Annotated in this window: 15 protein-coding genes; 9 read left to right on the top strand and 6 right to left on the bottom strand. The window is 60.2% G+C overall.

Going from position 1 to position 15,421, the window contains the following annotated elements; genetic code table 11:
- Nucleotides 1-231, bottom strand: a complete 231-nt coding sequence (locus ACTQ05_RS04215) for a hypothetical protein (RefSeq protein WP_441015732.1) — start codon at nt 229-231, stop codon at nt 1-3.
- 261 nt (nt 232-492) lie between these two features.
- Nucleotides 493-1,410, bottom strand: a complete 918-nt coding sequence (locus ACTQ05_RS04210; protein WP_441538078.1) for a diacylglycerol/lipid kinase family protein — start codon at nt 1,408-1,410, stop codon at nt 493-495.
- A 98-nt stretch (nt 1,411-1,508) separates the two neighbouring features.
- Between ACTQ05_RS04210 and rnd the strand changes: the two genes are divergently transcribed.
- The 7 genes from rnd (at nt 1,509) to ACTQ05_RS04175 (ending at nt 8,618) form a co-directional block, all read left to right on the top strand.
- Nucleotides 1,509-2,642, top strand: coding sequence for a ribonuclease D (gene rnd, locus ACTQ05_RS04205; protein WP_154517283.1), 1,134 nt, complete (start codon nt 1,509-1,511; stop codon nt 2,640-2,642).
- A gap of 238 nt (nt 2,643-2,880) precedes the next feature.
- Nucleotides 2,881-3,585, top strand: a complete 705-nt coding sequence (locus ACTQ05_RS04200) for a zinc metallopeptidase (RefSeq protein WP_427727878.1) — start codon at nt 2,881-2,883, stop codon at nt 3,583-3,585.
- Nucleotides 3,586-3,700: 115 nt separating this feature from the next.
- Entirely contained in the window at nt 3,701-5,152 is a 1,452-nt protein-coding gene (gene xseA, locus ACTQ05_RS04195; RefSeq protein ID WP_441538076.1) for an exodeoxyribonuclease VII large subunit, read from the top strand.
- Nucleotides 5,153-5,194: 42 nt separating this feature from the next.
- The gene (gene xseB, locus ACTQ05_RS04190) at nt 5,195-5,461 is read left to right on the top strand and encodes an exodeoxyribonuclease VII small subunit (protein ID WP_006234311.1); all 267 of its coding nucleotides are present in this window, start codon (nt 5,195-5,197) and stop codon (nt 5,459-5,461) included.
- A 154-nt stretch (nt 5,462-5,615) separates the two neighbouring features.
- Entirely contained in the window at nt 5,616-5,951 is a 336-nt protein-coding gene (locus ACTQ05_RS04185) for a histidine triad nucleotide-binding protein (protein WP_035137921.1), read from the top strand.
- 147 nt (nt 5,952-6,098) lie between these two features.
- Nucleotides 6,099-7,277, top strand: coding sequence for an acetate/propionate family kinase (locus ACTQ05_RS04180; protein ID WP_006234305.1), 1,179 nt, complete (start codon nt 6,099-6,101; stop codon nt 7,275-7,277).
- Nucleotides 7,278-7,439: 162 nt separating this feature from the next.
- A complete protein-coding gene (locus ACTQ05_RS04175) occupies nt 7,440-8,618 on the top strand; it encodes an acetate/propionate family kinase (RefSeq protein WP_195361193.1) in 1,179 nt (392 codons plus the stop codon).
- 550 nt (nt 8,619-9,168) lie between these two features.
- Here the strand turns inward: ACTQ05_RS04175 and pta are convergent.
- Nucleotides 9,169-10,149, bottom strand: coding sequence for a phosphate acetyltransferase (gene pta, locus ACTQ05_RS04170; protein WP_427718446.1), 981 nt, complete (start codon nt 10,147-10,149; stop codon nt 9,169-9,171).
- Between the two features lie 231 nt (nt 10,150-10,380).
- Here pta and glf point away from each other — a divergent pair, with 231 nt between their 5' ends.
- Nucleotides 10,381-11,583 (top strand): UDP-galactopyranose mutase, encoded by a 1,203-nt coding sequence (gene glf, locus ACTQ05_RS04165; RefSeq protein WP_441538074.1) that lies wholly within the window; start codon nt 10,381-10,383, stop codon nt 11,581-11,583.
- Complete coding sequence (locus ACTQ05_RS04160; protein ID WP_427748209.1) at nt 11,576-12,607, top strand: glycosyltransferase family 2 protein; 1,032 nt, start codon at nt 11,576-11,578, stop codon at nt 12,605-12,607. The genes glf and ACTQ05_RS04160 overlap by 8 nt, the downstream gene beginning before the upstream one ends.
- A gap of 375 nt (nt 12,608-12,982) precedes the next feature.
- Here ACTQ05_RS04160 and ACTQ05_RS04155 read toward each other — a convergent pair whose 3' ends face one another.
- The 3 genes from ACTQ05_RS04155 to ACTQ05_RS04145 form a co-directional block, all read right to left on the bottom strand.
- Nucleotides 12,983-13,984, bottom strand: coding sequence for a P1 family peptidase (locus ACTQ05_RS04155; RefSeq protein ID WP_441538072.1), 1,002 nt, complete (start codon nt 13,982-13,984; stop codon nt 12,983-12,985).
- Between the two features lie 100 nt (nt 13,985-14,084).
- Nucleotides 14,085-14,666 carry a Maf family protein gene (locus ACTQ05_RS04150; RefSeq protein WP_154517256.1) on the bottom strand — a complete coding sequence of 194 codons (582 nt, stop codon included), beginning with the start codon at nt 14,664-14,666 and terminating at the stop codon, nt 14,085-14,087.
- On the bottom strand, nt 14,663-15,205 hold the full coding sequence (locus ACTQ05_RS04145) for a DJ-1 family glyoxalase III (protein WP_441538069.1): 543 nt from the start codon (nt 15,203-15,205) through the stop codon (nt 14,663-14,665). The genes ACTQ05_RS04150 and ACTQ05_RS04145 overlap by 4 nt, the downstream gene beginning before the upstream one ends.
- Between the last annotated feature and the right edge of the window lie 216 nt (nt 15,206-15,421).

Here is a 15,421-nt window from a genome sequence, read left to right as displayed (position 1 = left end):
TCACTGTCGACCGATCGTATTCGCATCACGCCACCACCAGTTGTTGAGGGACTTCATCGCGTTCTTCATCTTGGTGGCTCCTTTCGTGATGCCATGGCGCAGTCGCACCTTGTTTCTGTTGCGTTGCACTATAGCACAGCAAAGTGTTTGCGGGGAATCTTTTTTGAAAGATTTCAGCGACGTTTCCCGCCGGTCGAAGGGGCGGGCTGAGCGGGGGGCGACCTTGGCCATCCCGCCCGCGCCTTAAGGTGTGGGGTTCTTAGGCCTTCTTGCGACGATAGATCACGAAGCCACAGACACCGATGATGATGGCGCCAACACCCATGGCGGCCATGTTGTTGCCCTTGGACTTCTCCTCGGTGATTGGATGAATATCATACCAATGTGGATTTACTTCTTTCGGCGGTGAATCAGGTTGATGGCGTAGCCCACGAGCAGGGCCAGAACGATGACGATAAAGCCAAGGATAGGGTTGTCGTTCACGGGGTTCTCCTATTTTCCGAGTGGTGAGAATTCGTCGACGATGAGGTCGAGGCATTGCGGAAGCGCGCGGGCGCCAAAGACACCGGAGTTGCTGGAGATGATCTCGCCATCGAACTGCATGCCCAGCGACGGCGTGCAGGTAATCTTGGCTTCCTTGGTCTGGATAATCTTAAACTGCGGGCGGCCGAGCACCTTGCCGGCGGGGTCGAGCGCGGCGGTGATTACCGTGGGGAGCAGCTGCACCGTGCGCACGGGTTCAATAACGACGATGTCGACCATGCCGTCGTTCATGCGGCAGCTGGGGAACAGGTTGATGTCGTTTTGGATGACTGAGGTATTGCCCGCCATGCAGCAGATGCCGTCGAGCTCCTCGACCATGCCGTCGTGTTCAATGGTAAAGTGCGCCACCGTGGGGTTGGGCGTGGCGAGCGCGGAGAGGAAGTAGGCGATCTCGCCAATGTCGTTTTTGGTGGGAGCGGCCTTCATCATGATCTCGGCGTCGAAGCCCGAGCCGGCGATGATGATAAAGCCGTGGCGCTTCTCGTTACCGTTCTCGTCGATCCAAAAGAGCTCACCCATGTCCACCTTGACCGTGCGGCCGGCGCGGCAAGCCTTGGCAAGCGCCGCCGCCTCGGGGGCATTACCGATGTTGTTAAAGAACAGGCAGGCTGTGCCGGAGGGGAAGATGAGCGTAGGGACACCGCACCCGCGCATCTGGTCGAGCACGTTGGAGACGGTGCCGTCGCCGCCCGAAACGACTACGCGGTCGAACTCACGAACGTCCGCTACCGCGTCCTCGGGCTCCATGCCATCGCCGATAAAGCGCATTACGACCTCGTCGCCGCCCTGTGCAAGAGCGTGCGCGAATGCGTAGATTTCATCGGAGCTGGGACCCGATGCCGGGTTGTGGATGATAAGGCAGCGCATACTTACGTTCCCGTTCTGTGACTAACCGAGTATAGTTGTAGGGCAATGCCGATATCCTACCCGTGTTTTTCGGGCCTAACCTTATTCGATGGGTTGATATGTACATTTCCACACATCAGGCTCTACTCGACTTTTGTCAGCGCGCTCGTGAGTTCGACGCGATTGCCGTCGATACCGAGTTTTTGCGCGAGCGCACGTTTCATCCGCGCCTGTGCCTGGTCCAGATTGCCACCCCCGCCGAGAGTGTCGCGGTCGATCCGTTGGTGATCGACGACTTATCGCCGCTGGCCGAGCTTATGGCCGACGAGAGCGTGGTCAAGGTCTTCCACGCCTGCTCGCAGGATATGGAGGTCATGCTCCATACTGTGGGTGCGCTGCCGCGTCCGATTTTTGACACGCAGGTCGCCGCCGCCTTTTTGGGTGAGCGCCAGCAGATTTCCTACGGCGCGCTCGTTCAGACGTTCTGCGGCGTATCGCTGCCCAAGACCGAGTCGCTGACCGATTGGTCGCGCCGCCCGCTGAGCGATAAGCAGATTGAGTACGCGATCGATGACGTCAAGTATCTGATCGTCGCCTATACCGAGATGATGAGCCGCCTGCGTGAGCTGGGCCGTGTGGATTGGGTGCTCGACGAGTTGCGCCCGCTGGCCGACGAGTCGCACTACCGCGCCGACCGCCATGAGGCATTCCGCAAGGTCAAGCGCATCAACTCGTGTAGCCGCCATCAGCTGGGCATTGCGCGCGAGCTTGCCGCCTGGCGCGAGGACCGCGCCGAGCGCCGCAACATCCCGCGCAAGTGGGTCATGTCCGACGATACGCTGCTGGCGCTCGTCAAGCGCAATCCTGTGCGCGTTGAGGAGTTCCGCAGCATCCGCGGCACCGATCAACTGGGGGAGCGCGATGTGGACGGCGCGCTCATGGCCATTAAGCGCGGCGCGAGCTGCCCGCACGATCGCCTGCCGCTCATGGTGCGCGGACATCGCCAGATCTCTCCGGAGCTGGAGAGCGTGACGGATCTCATGTACGCGCTCATTCGCCTGGTTGCCGAGCGTTCGGGCGTGGCGACCTCGGTCATTGCCTCGCGCGATGACCTGGCCGACTATATCGAGCATCCCGAGCAGAGCCCTTTGCGCGAAGGTTGGCGCTTTGAGCTTGTGGGCTCGCGCCTGGACGATCTGCTCTCGGGCAACATGGGGTTGACGGTGAAGGACGGCAAAATCGAGCTCCTGTAGGTATATGGTTACGCGGTTTTACCAAACCGCGTAACAACTCGACGCTGCAAACGGCCGAGAGCGGCAATCTGACGTTCAATCGTCGCTCTCGTACCAAAGTACGCGTCGCTTCTCTTTCACGTCACCTTGCTCGCTCTCGGCCGTTTTCGCTGACATTGCCAAAACATCGATGTTGATTTGCTGGTCAGTCGAATGGGTAGAATGCCTCCAACGTGTAACTCGATTCGGAGGAATTCGCATGCCCTATTACTATGGTTATGGCTTTGGCATCGACCCGCTGTACCTGCTGGTCGTCCTTGTTTGTACGGTGCTCGGTCTTGCCGCGCAGAGCTATATCAACTCGACGTATAAAACCTGGTCCAAGGTTCGCTCGGACGGCGACACGGGCGCTGCGGTCGCGCGCCGCATGCTCGACGCCAGCGGTTGCAATGCCGTGGGTATCAAAGGCGTCGCCGGTGAGCTCACCGACCATTACAACCCGCAGGATAACAACCTGTATCTCTCGGATGCCAACCGTTCGGGCGGATCGGTCGCAAGCGTTGCCGTCGCTTGCCACGAGGCGGGCCACGCCGCCCAGCGCCAAAGCGGCTATGCCATGATGAAGGTGCGCACTGCCCTGGTCCCGGTCGTCAACTTTACCCAGAACACCTGGACCATCGTGCTACTCATGGGCCTGTTCATGAACATCGCGGGACTCACGACCCTCGCGCTGATCTTCTTCTCGTTTAGTGTGTTGTTCCAGCTGGTTACGCTGCCGGTCGAGATTGATGCCAGCCGCCGCGCCGTGGCGTACATCGAGCAGTCGGGGATGAGCTCCAAGCAGGTCAACGGTGCCAAGAAGGTCCTGACGGCAGCCGCGCTTACCTATGTTGCCGCAGCGCTCACCTCGATCATTCAGCTGCTCTACCTGATGGCTCGCTACAACAGAAACTCCAACCGATAACAAATTGGCTTGACAGGCGCCGCGGGGATTTGTGTCCCCGCGGCGCTGTACTATGTGTTGGACTTGAATTTGCGCAGGGCTGGAGCCTTTGTGCACGATAACGAAAGGAGGCTGCGTGGCAGGCTGGAATCTAACCGGCAATGCTGTTTCCGCCGAGTTTGACGGCTCGGGCGATCGGGAGCGCAAGGAACTCAGCGTGAGCCAGGCGGTGGAGATCGCCGCCGGTGCACTCGATGCTATTCCGCAGCTGAGTGTCTTGGGCGAGGTCACGGGCTTCCGTGGCCCCAATGCCCGAAGCGGCCACTGCTACTTCCAGATTAAGGACGATTCGGCCGCCGTTGACTGCATCATTTGGAAGGGTGCCTATCTCAAGCGCACGTTCGATCTGCGCGACGGCATGCAGGTGAGCTTTAAGGGTAGCTTCAATCTCTATAAGCCCACGGGCCGCATGAGTTTTGTCGCCCGCTCGTTTTCGCTGGCGGGGGAGGGTCTGCTGCGTCAACAAGTGGCGCAACTGGCCGAAAAGCTGAGCCGCGAGGGCCTGATGGACGAAGCGCGCAAGCGCCGCATCCCGGTGTTCTGCTCGCGTGTGGCGGTCGTCACCTCGCTTTCGGGTGCCGTAATCGATGACGTCAAGCGCACATTGCGTCGTCGCAACCCACTCGTCGAGCTCGTTTGCGTGGGTGCCAAGGTTCAAGGCGAGGGTGCGCCGGCAGAGCTCATTGAGGGTTTGCGTCGCGCCGCTTCCATTACGCCGGCGCCCGATTGCATTTTGCTGGTGCGTGGCGGCGGTTCCTTCGAGGACCTCATGACCTTCAATGACGAGGAGCTTGCCCGTGCGGTGGCAGCCTGTCCCGTGCCTGTGGTGACGGGCATTGGGCATGAGCCCGATACCTCGATCTGCGACATGGTGAGCGACCGTCGCGCCTCCACGCCCACGGCGGCGGCAGAATCGGTGGCGCCGGCTATGACGGAGCTGGCAGATGTGCTCGAGACGCGCCATCAGCGTCTGGGCGCCGCGATGGCTTCGATGATCGGGTCGAATCAGGTCGATCTGGAAATGCTCGATCAGCGTGGTCGCCGCGCTTGGGATACCTATACGGCCCGTCTGGGCGATGCGCTCGATGCGGCCGCGTGCCGCCCGTGCCTCAACGATCCAACGTTTATGGTCGAGCGTCGCGAGTCCGAGCTTGCCCTGACGGCCGATCGTCTGTCCGGCGCTGTAACGCGTTCGGTTGGGGCCTTCCGCTCCGACTTCGAGCGTCTGCCCGAGCGCTTGATCGCAAGCACCTCGGGGCTCGATGGCAAGCGCCATGCGCTCACGCTTGCGAGCTCCCGTCTGGAGCATCAGGGACACACGATGCTCAGCAAGCCCGCGTCCGACCTGGGCCGAGCTGCTGCGTCGCTCGATGCCTTGTCGCCGCTCAAGGTGCTTGCCCGCGGTTACTCCATCGCGTACAGCGAGGACGGTGTGGCTACGAGCGCCAAGACCTTTAAGCCGGGCGACGCTATTCGCGTGCGCATGGCGGACGGCAACGTGGCAGCAACCGTCAACGCGGTCGAGTAGACCGCGTTTCACAGTGATAGACCCTTAGGAAAGGAAACAGATATGGCAGAGAAGACCCCGGTCGAGCAGCTTACGTACAAGCAGGCCTCGCAGGAGCTGGAGCTCATCATCCGCAGCCTGGAGTCGGGCGACATGGAGCTCGAGGAGTCGCTCGAGAGCTATACCCGCGGCGTCGAGCTCCTCAAGAGCCTGCGTACCCGCTTGTCCGATGCCGAGCAGAAGGTCTCGGTGCTCCTGAAGGACGTCGACGGCAACGACGTGCTCGCCGACGGCGAAGCCGCCAACACCGACGACAACCTTTCGTTCTAACCACCTCGCAGCCTACTTTGGGGTAGTCTTTTTGGGACGGGGCTTTTTTGACTACCCTTGCGCGACGGCTCGCCAGGTGCCTGCGCTTGCGAAAAAGTAGTCAAAAAAGCCCCGTCCCAAAAAGACTACCTTGGTCTGTGAGAAAGGAACAACCATGTGTGATTGCATCTTCTGCAAAATTGCCAACCACGAGATCCCCTCGACCGTCGTTTACGAGGACGATCAGGTCATCGCCTTCGACGACCTCAATCCCCAGGCGCCGGTCCACACCCTCGTGATTCCCAAGAAGCACTACAGCGACATCGCCGACAACGTACCGGCCGAGACCATGGGTGCCATGGCTCACGCTATCCAGGAGGTCGCCAAGGCCAAGGGTCTGGAGGACGGTTTCCGCGTCATCTCCAACAAGGGCGTCAACGCCGGCCAGACCGTCATGCACTTCCACATGCACGTCCTCGGCGGCAAAAACCTGGGCGAGAACCTCATCTGAGGGCGCTTCTTCCGTGGGATGAGGCGAAAGCTTAGGCACCGATAACTTATATATCAACGCAATAAACCCGAGCGCGAGGGCGTTTGGGTTTATTATTGAAGCGTATGTAACCTGGCGGCACCACACCGCCTGTTAGTAGGGAGACACATGAACGTTCTGGTCGTCAACGCAGGATCTTCGACCCTTAAGTATCAGGTCATCGATACCAAGTCCCATAAGGTGTCCGCGAAGGGCTCCTGCGAGCGCGTCTGCTTTACCGGCGGTACCTTCACCCACGCTGCCAACGGTTCCAAGAAGGTGACCGAGAACATCGAGTTCCCCGACCACAAGGTCGCCATCGAGGTCGTCCTGAAGGACCTCGAGGCCAACGGCGTCAAGATCGAGGGCATCGGCCACCGTATCGTTCAGGGCGGTTGGTACTTCGGCGATTCCTCCCTCGTCGACGAGGACGTCCTCGCCAAGATCCGCGAGGTCGCTCCGCTCGCCCCGCTGCACAACAACCCCGAGGCCAACGTTATCGAGTACTGCCTCGAGCAGTATCCCGACCTGCCCAACGTCACGGTCTACGACACTGCTTTCCACTTCAATATGCCCGAGGTCGCCAAGACCTACGCCCTGCCCAAGGACGTCTGCGACAAGCTGCACATCCGTAAGTATGGCGCCCACGGCACCAGCTACCGCTATATCTCCAAGAAGGTTGCCGAGATGACCAACGGCGAGGCTCGCAAGGTCGTCGTGTGCCACATCGGTTCCGGCGCTTCCCTGTGCGCCATCGAGGACGGTAAGTGCATGGACACCACCATGGGCTTGACGCCGCTCGACGGTGTCATGATGGGCACCCGCTGCGGCTCCATCGACCCTGCTACCGTGTGCTACCTGCAGCGCGAGGGCGGCTACACCTTCGACGAGGTCGATGAGATGATGAACAAGAAGTCCGGCCTTTTGGCTGTGACCGGCGGCAAGACCAACGACTGCCGCAACGTCGAGGAGCTCGCCGCTGCTGGTGACCCCGAGGCTCAGCTCGCCTTCGATATGTTCGTCTACAAGATTGCCGCCAAGGCTGCCGAGATGGCCACTTCCATGTGCGGTATGGACACCCTGGTCTTTACCGCCGGCATCGGCGAGCACGCTCCGGCTGTCCGCGCCGGCGTGGCCGATCGTCTGGCCTTTATGGGCGTCAAGATGGACCATGCCCGCAACGCCCTGCGTGGCGACGGCGCTTGGTGCCTGTCCGCCAAGGATTCCAAGGTCAAGATCTTCGTCATCCCCACGGACGAGGAGTTCATGATCGCTTCCGACGTTGAGCGCATCGTCAACGGCAAGTAATTGCAAGAGGGGAGGGCTGGACGACCGAGCGCCGTTCGGCCCTTCTTTTGCGCCCGTTGGGCGATATGCTGATAGCTATTTATCAAGATATGATAACTTCTTATTAACATGCGGCCGCCTTAAGGGGTCTGCGTCGACCGTATTGCACTGCAAAGGAGTCTCATGAACGTACTTGTTGTCAACGCCGGCAGCTCAAGCCTTAAATATCAGCTTTTGGATACCGATACCCGCAAGGTTTTCGCCAAGGGCAACTGCGAGCGTATCGGATCGGACATGGGCATCTTTGGCCACTCCGAGAACGGTGGCGCCAAGCAGACCGAGGAGGTTCCTTTCCCCGATCATCGCTCTGCTATCGCTCGTGTGCTCGAGGAGCTTGAGAAGACCGACTTTACGATTGATGGCATTGGGCATCGTATCGTTCAGGGCGGCTGGCACTTCGATGATTCCGCAGTCGTTGACGACGAGGTTATGGCCAAGATTCTTGAGGTGGCACCGCTCGCCCCGCTGCACAACTACGGCGAGGCCGCGGCGATTGAGTATTGCCGCGAGAAGTATCCGGAGCTGCCCAACGTGGCCGTCTTCGACACCTCGTTCCACATGACCATGCCCGAGGTCGCCTACACCTACGCGCTGCCCAAGGACGTGTGCGACAAGTACCACGTGCGCAAGTACGGCGCCCACGGTACAAGCCACCGCTATGAGTGGATGATGGCCAAGGAGATCCTGGGTTCGCGCTGCCACCGCCTGCTTTCGTGCCATCTGGGCAACGGTGCTTCGCTCGCCGCCATCGAGGACGGCGTGTGCCGCGACACCACGATGGGCCTCACGCCGCTCGATGGCCTGATGATGGGCACCCGTTGTGGTTCCATTGACCCGGCCACCGTGTGCTACCTCCAACGCGAGGGCGGCTACAGCTATCAGGAAGTCGATGACATGATGAACAAGCAGTCTGGTCTGCTTGCCATCTCGGGTATCTCCAACGACGCCCGCGACATCCGTACACGCGCCTCCGAGGGCGACGAGCGCTGCCTGCTCGCCTTCGACATGTTCGCCTACAAGGCCATGCAGCAGGCCGGTTCCATGATCGCATCCATGGCGGGCGTGGACACCATCACCTTTACCGCCGGCATCGGCGAGAACGACTGGTCGATCCGCAAGGCCTTCTGCGACTGCTTTGAGTGGCTGGGCGTGCGCATCGACAACAACAAGAACCGCGAGGCCGTGGGCAACGGCCCGCAGGTCATCAGCGCCGCCGGTTCCGCCGTCACGGTCATGGTCATCCCCACCGACGAGGAATACATGATTGCCCACGACGTCGAGCGTCTGACCAAGAACAACTAACGCGCTCATTTGCAAGTAAACGAAAGGCCTCCTGAGCAACAGTTCGGGAGGCTTTTTTTGGAAGGTGGACGGCGGAAACCCCATTCCATTTTGAACGCGGATTTTGGGACACACTTTCCGGTTGAGGCACGTTGCGGAAAATGCGACCCACAACAAAGCAAAATTCCGTCCCGCAGTTTCCCAAACAGCCCCCAAGTGGAAGCTACATCCCACAATCCGCCTTCAAACCGGGACACGCTTTCCGGCACAACAACCGCCGAGGCCCTATCAGCCTTTCAAATCCAAAGTGACCATATCCGCATCGTTTGCCCCCCAGCAACGGCACCCATCCATTCAGTTTCTCAGCCCCAGCTCGTAGCCAAGCCGCCGTCCACCCCAGATCCCCTGAATGCTACGTGGCGGTAGAAGGCCGTACGGGCTAACCCCTGAAAACAATCCGCAGACCAGAAACGCCCCCGTTCGTAGCTCCGGAGGAGCAGAACGGGGGCGTTTCATTGGTCGAGGACGTTTTCAGGGGTTAGCCCGTACGGCCTTCGGGCGAGTGCGTGCGCTACTCAGCCATCTGAGCCTGGACGGCGGTGATGGCCACGACACCCACGATGTCGTCGGCAGAGCAGCCGCGCGAAAGGTCGTTAACCGGCTTGGCGATGCCCTGCAGGATGGGGCCGTAGGCGTCGGCGCCGGCGAAGCGCTGGACCAGCTTGTAGCCGATGTTGCCGGCCTCGAGGTCGGGAAACACGAGCACGTTGGCCTTGCCGGCAACGGAGGAGCCGGGAGCCTTGAGCTGGGCGACGTTGGGGACGATGGCGGCGTCGAGCTGCAGGTCGCCATCGATGGCGAGCTCGGGGGCCTTCTCCTTGCAGAACTTCACGGCCTCCTGGACCTTCTTGGCGACCTCGCCGCCGGCGGAACCCATAGTGGAGTAGGAGAGCATAGCCACGTGCGGTTCAACGTTGCCCATGAAGGTGGACCAGGAGTGAGCGGAGGCGATGGCGATCTCGGAGAGCTCATCGGAGGACGGGTTGATGTTGAGGCCGCAGTCGGCGAAGATCAGCGTGCCGTCGGTGCCGAACTGCGGGGTGTCGGTGCACATCACAAAGAAGGCCGAGACCAGTTTGGTGCCCGGGGCGGTCTTGAGGATCTGCAGCGCGGGGCGCAGAGTGTCGGCGGTGGAGTGGCAGGCGCCGGAGACCAGGCCATCGGCATCGCCCATCTTGACCATCATGGTGCCAAAGTAGGTGGCGTCCATCACCTGGGCGCGAGCCTGCTCGATAGTGACGCCCTTCTTGGCGCGGAGCTCGGCAAACTTCTGCGCGTACTCCTCGTGCTTCTCGGCATTGCGCGGGTCGATGACGGTAGCGCCGGGAACGTTGATCTCGTCGGGGTTGCCCAAGATGACGATCTTTGCCAAGCCCTCCTCGATGATCTTGGTAGCTGCGATGATGGTGCGCGGATCTTCGCCCTCGGGCAGGACGATCGTCTTAAGGTCGGCCTTGGCGGCAGACTTCATACGGTTTAGGAAATCGCTCATGTTACTCCTTACAAGCGTTTCGCTAAGCTCCAGGCACCCGGCTGTCCACGAATAAACCCGCTGCTAGCGGGTTTACCTTTCAAATATGTACGCCGTGGTGCTTGAGCTTTCCTTGTGTGGCAAGCTCATTATAGGACGCATTAGCGCTATAATCGCTCTGATAAATATGTCTCGAAGAATGTTCGAGAAAAGCCCAGCTAACGAGCCCGTGGCTTTTGACAAGGAGTATCGATGCAGATTACCTCAGGCCTGCCTGAAGGCTTTAACGCCGGCGCATACGACATGATTGTCGTCGGTGCCGGGTATGCCGGTGCCGTTTGTGCCCGCCGTCTTGCCGAGACCATCGGCTATCGCGTTGCCGTTTTGGAGCGCCGTGGCCACATTGCGGGCAATGCTCACGACTGCTTTGATGAGGCCGGGATCCTGGTCCACGAGTATGGTCCGCACATTTACCATACCTTTAACGAGCGCGTCCACAATTTTCTGTCGCGCTTTACCAAGTGGACGGACTACCAGCACAAGGTGCTCGCCAACATCAACGGCACCCTTATGCCCGTGCCCTTTAACCACGCGAGCCTCAAGCTCGCCTTTGGCGATGAGCGCGGCGAGGAGCTGTATCAGAAGCTCGTGGAGACCTTTGGCAAGGACGTCAAGGTGCCCATCATGGAGCTGCGCAAGAAGAACGACCCGGATCTTGCCGAGGTCGCCGATTACGTCTACGAGAACGTCTTTTTGCATTACACCATGAAGCAGTGGGGCCAGACGCCCGACCAGATCGATCCCTCGATCACCGGCCGCGTTCCCGTCTTTGTGGGCGACGATGACCGCTATTTCCCGCAGGCCCCCTTCCAGGGCATGCCGCAGGACGGCTATACCGCGTTGTTCGAGCATATGCTCGACCACGATCTGATTGATGTGTTCTGCGACGTGGACGCCCGCGACCTCTTTGAGATTGACGAGACCACCGTCAAGATCGACGGCAAGGTCTATGGCGGCGAGATCGTCTACACCGGTCCGCTCGACGAGCTGTTCAACCTCGACTTGGGCGCTCTGCCGTACCGTACGCTCGACATGAAGTTCGAGACGCTCGATATGGACCAGTTCCAGCCCGTGGGCACCGTCAATTACACCACGAGCGAGGATTACACGCGTATCACCGAGTTCAAGAACATGACTGGTCAGGTCCTGCCCGGCAAGACCACCATCATGAAGGAGTATTCCAAGGCCTATACGCCCGGCTCGGGTGAGACGCCCTATTACGCCATTCTGGAGCCCGAGAACCGCGAGCTCTATGAGCGCTATCTTGAGCGCGTCCAGAACCTGACGAACTTCCACCCGGTGGGTCGCCTGGCCGAGTATCGTTACTACGATATGGATGCCGTGACCAACTCTGCCCTCGATCTTTCGGATGAGATTATCGCCTGCCATGCATAAAGTCATATCATTCGGTATTCCCTCGTATAACGCCGCCAAGGACATGGACCATTGCATCACCTCCATTCTGGAGGGGAGCAATTACGCCACCGATATCGAGATCATCATCGTCGATGACGGTTCCAAGGACGAGACGGCAGCTAAGGCCGATGAGTGGGAGGCGCGTTACCCCGGTATCATCCGCGCGGTGCATCAGGAGAACGGCGGCCACGGCATGGCCGTCCTCTCGGGCCTGCGCGAGGCGCAGGGCACCTACTACAAGGTCGTCGACTCGGACGACTGGCTCGACGGTGCGGCGCTTTCGACCATGCTTTCGATTCTGCGTGGCTTTGAGGAGCGCGACCAGCGCGTCGATCTGTTTATCTCGAACTATGTGTACGAGAAGGTTTATGAGGGTACGCATACCGCTATTGGTTACAAGTTTGCCCTGCCGCGCAAAAAGATCTTTACCTGGGACCAGATTGGCCATTTCCGCCCGGACCAGAATTTGCTCATGCACAGCCTGTGTTATCGCACGGATGTGCTGCGCGCGTCCAATCTGCCTATGCCGCCGCACACGTTCTATGTAGACAATATCTACGCCTATGTGCCGCTGCCGCGCTGCAAGACCATGTACTACGCCGACATCGACCTCTATCGTTACTTTATCGGTCGCGAGGGCCAGAGCGTCAACGAGGCCACGATGGTCAAACGTCTGGACCAGCAGTTTCGCGTGACGCGCATTATGATGGAGGCGTTCCATCTGTACAGCGATGTCGAGTCGTCACGTCTGCGCGCGTACATGATGGGCTATTTCACCATGATGATGGCAATTTGTTCGGTGCTAACCAAGCTTTCCGATGAGGATTGCGCCGACGAGCGCCTGACGACATTGTGGAGTGATTTGAAGGCCTACGACGAGCGTATGTATCGTCGTGCACGCTACGGTGTGGTCGGCTTCTTTACCAACCTGCACGGGCGGGCTGGAGACAAAACCACACTCGGCCTATACCGTCTTGCCTCAAAGATCTTCAAATTCAACTAGCTGTTGAGTAATCGCTGCTGATAGGTTGACTGGGCCCCTTGGCCTTTAGTTTGCTACTGCGAACAGTCCTGCTCGCACGGAAAGCACATTAAGTGCTTTCCGGCTCGTGCGGAACTTGTATCAAACTAAAGGCCAAGGGGCCTTTGCTATAAGAATCGATTGTCAGGCTGCCTGAATTTGAAGATCTTGGACGCGCGGTACACAGGGGCCTGGGCTGAAAAGTTTTAGTTGGTAGTCGGTCGGAGACGGGCGGGCGTTACGTTTGTCGCGAGTTCCGCATGCAAAGAAGGCCACTAAATGTGGCCTTCGTCTTGCATAGGACTGTAGAGCAGCAAACGTAACGCCCGCCCGCCTCCGACCGACGGTCGAGCGAGATTACTTCGCGGCGCCGGGGATGCCGTGGGATGTTTTGGCGGTTTTGGCTCCGTTTACGATGGCGGTTTCCAGGGCCCTTACGGCGAGCATGCCCAGCAGGTCTAGGGGAACGGCGGCGCTTGCCTGGCTGCCCAGCTTGCCGCTGGCAAGGGTGTAGATGGTGTCACCGTCGTTGGTGGTGTGTGTGGGGCGGATGGCGTGTGCATAGGCGTCTGCGGCCATCTGGGAGACCTTGGTGGCCTGGGCCTTAGTGAGCTCCACGTTGGTGACGATGCAGCTGATGGTGGTGTTGGTGCGGTCGAGTGGCATTTTCATAGAGCCGGCGGCGGCAAGGGCGGCGAGCTCCATGTCGACGATCTGGTCGCTATCGGCTGCGGCGCGCATGCCGGCCACCCACTCGCCGGTGGTCGGGTCGACCACGTTGCCACAGGCGTTGACCGAGACCACGGCGCCCACCTTGACGGTGCCGAGTGTCACGGCAGCAGCTCCAAGGCCAGCCTTCATGCAGGTGGCGGGCCCCATGAGCTTGCCTACGGTGGCGCCGGTGCCGGCACCTACATTGCCCTGCTCGAGTGTGGTGGGGGTATGGTCGAGCGCCTCGCGCACGGCGGCGATACCGGCGTCAATGTCGGGACGCACGGTGGGATCGCCAAAGGCGAGGTCGAAGATGCAGCTGGAACACACGATGGGCACCTGCGTGGGGCCGACGGGCAGGCCGATGCCGCGGCTCTCGAGTTCGCGGGCCACGCCGCTTGCCGCTTCGAGACCAAAGGCCGAACCGCCCGAAAGGCAGACGGCGTGGACCTTATCGACGGTGTTCTCGGGACGCAGCAGATCGGTCTCGCGCGAAGCGGGAGCACCACCACGCACGTCAACGCCGCCGGTGGCGCCCTCGGGCGCCACGATTACGGTGCAGCCGGTGCCGGCCTCCTCGTCTGTATAGTTGCCAAAGCAAAAGCCATCGACATCGCAAACGTCAATGGCTTGGAGCAGGGTGTCCATGTTTTCTCCTATCGGTTTTCCGCCGGGCCTTATGCTCGGTCGGGATCCGTACGGTACGGCAAAATTGTAGGCGCCGGGGGATACCCAGCGCCAGATGCAATTACGAGAGTTTTTGAATCGCGCGTGCGACGCGAGCGATGGGTAAGCCCACCACGTTGTAGAAGTCGCCCGAAATGTCATGCACGAGCATGCGGCCGCCTGTGCCCTGGATACCGTAGGCTCCGGCCTTGTCCATGGGTTCGCCGGAGGCAACATAGTGCCCGATCTGCTCCTCGGTAAGCTCGTAGAACGTCACGTCGGTCACATCGACAAACGACAGACTTTCGGCGGCATGTGGAGCTGCAGCGTCGCCGGCTTTAACGATACAGACGCCGGTTGCCACCTGGTGCGTGCGGCCCGAAAGCTCGCGGAGCATGGTGCGTGCCTCGTCTTCGTCTGCCGGCTTGCCCAAAATTTGCCCGTCAAAGGTGACAATGGTATCGGCTGCGACAGTCAGTTCGTTGGGTTCGGCATGCTCGGAGGCAACGGCAGCGGCTTTGGCGCGTGCCAAGCGTTCGACAAGCGTAAGCGGAGCTTCGCCATCAAAAGGTGTTTCGTCGATATCTGCGGGAATTACGCGAACGTCATAGCCCGCCTCGCGCATCAGCTCTATGCGGCGCGGCGATTGCGAAGCCAAAATCATAGCTGGATGCCCTCGGCAACCTTCTCGACGGCCTTGTCGCCGGCGAGTGTGCGCAGCAGCTCCAAGGCAAAGGGAAGTGACTGCGCCATGCCGCTGGCAGTGATGATGTTGCCGTCTTGCGTGACCTTCTCGCCGGTATAAGCACCCTCGGGGAAGCTCTTCTCAAAGCCGGGGAAGCACGTGGCGCGGCGCTCCTCGAGCAGACCAAGCTCGCCCAGGATAAACGGGGCGGCGCAGATGGCGGCAACGTGCTTGGTTGCGGCGAACTCGCAGACTACATCGCAGACACGCTGGTCGGCGCGCAAGTTGGTGGCTCCGGGCAGGCCGCCGGGCAGCACGATGCAGTCGTACTCCTCAAAGTTGATCTCATCAAAGAGCGCATCGCAGGTCACGGGAATCTGCAGCGAGCTCACGACCTCGCGTGTGGGCATGATCGAGACGAGCGTGGCGCGCACGCCGCCGCGACGCATGACGTCGACCATGGTCAGGCATTCAATAGTTTCAAAGCCATCGGCGGCGAGAACGGCAACGCTGGGCATGAGAGTTCCTTTCGTAAGGCGGCATACAATTAGCCGTCTTATACCCCGAAGACCTCCGCTTGCCACGCTCGATTTCCCAATGTTTAAAAGGGGACGGGGATTAAATAAGGCTCTGTTAGACCAGGATTGACATGCCGACCTGCCGGCTAACTCGCCGTCTCCTCGTCGGGCGCCGGCGTCTTGACCCTCATCTCGAACGGCATCCCGCCCTCTCGG

Source organism: Collinsella sp. LCP21S3_A9 (assembly GCF_052118785.1).
Taxonomy (GTDB): domain Bacteria; phylum Actinomycetota; class Coriobacteriia; order Coriobacteriales; family Coriobacteriaceae; genus Collinsella.
This window is presented reverse-complemented; position numbering and strand designations above follow the sequence as displayed.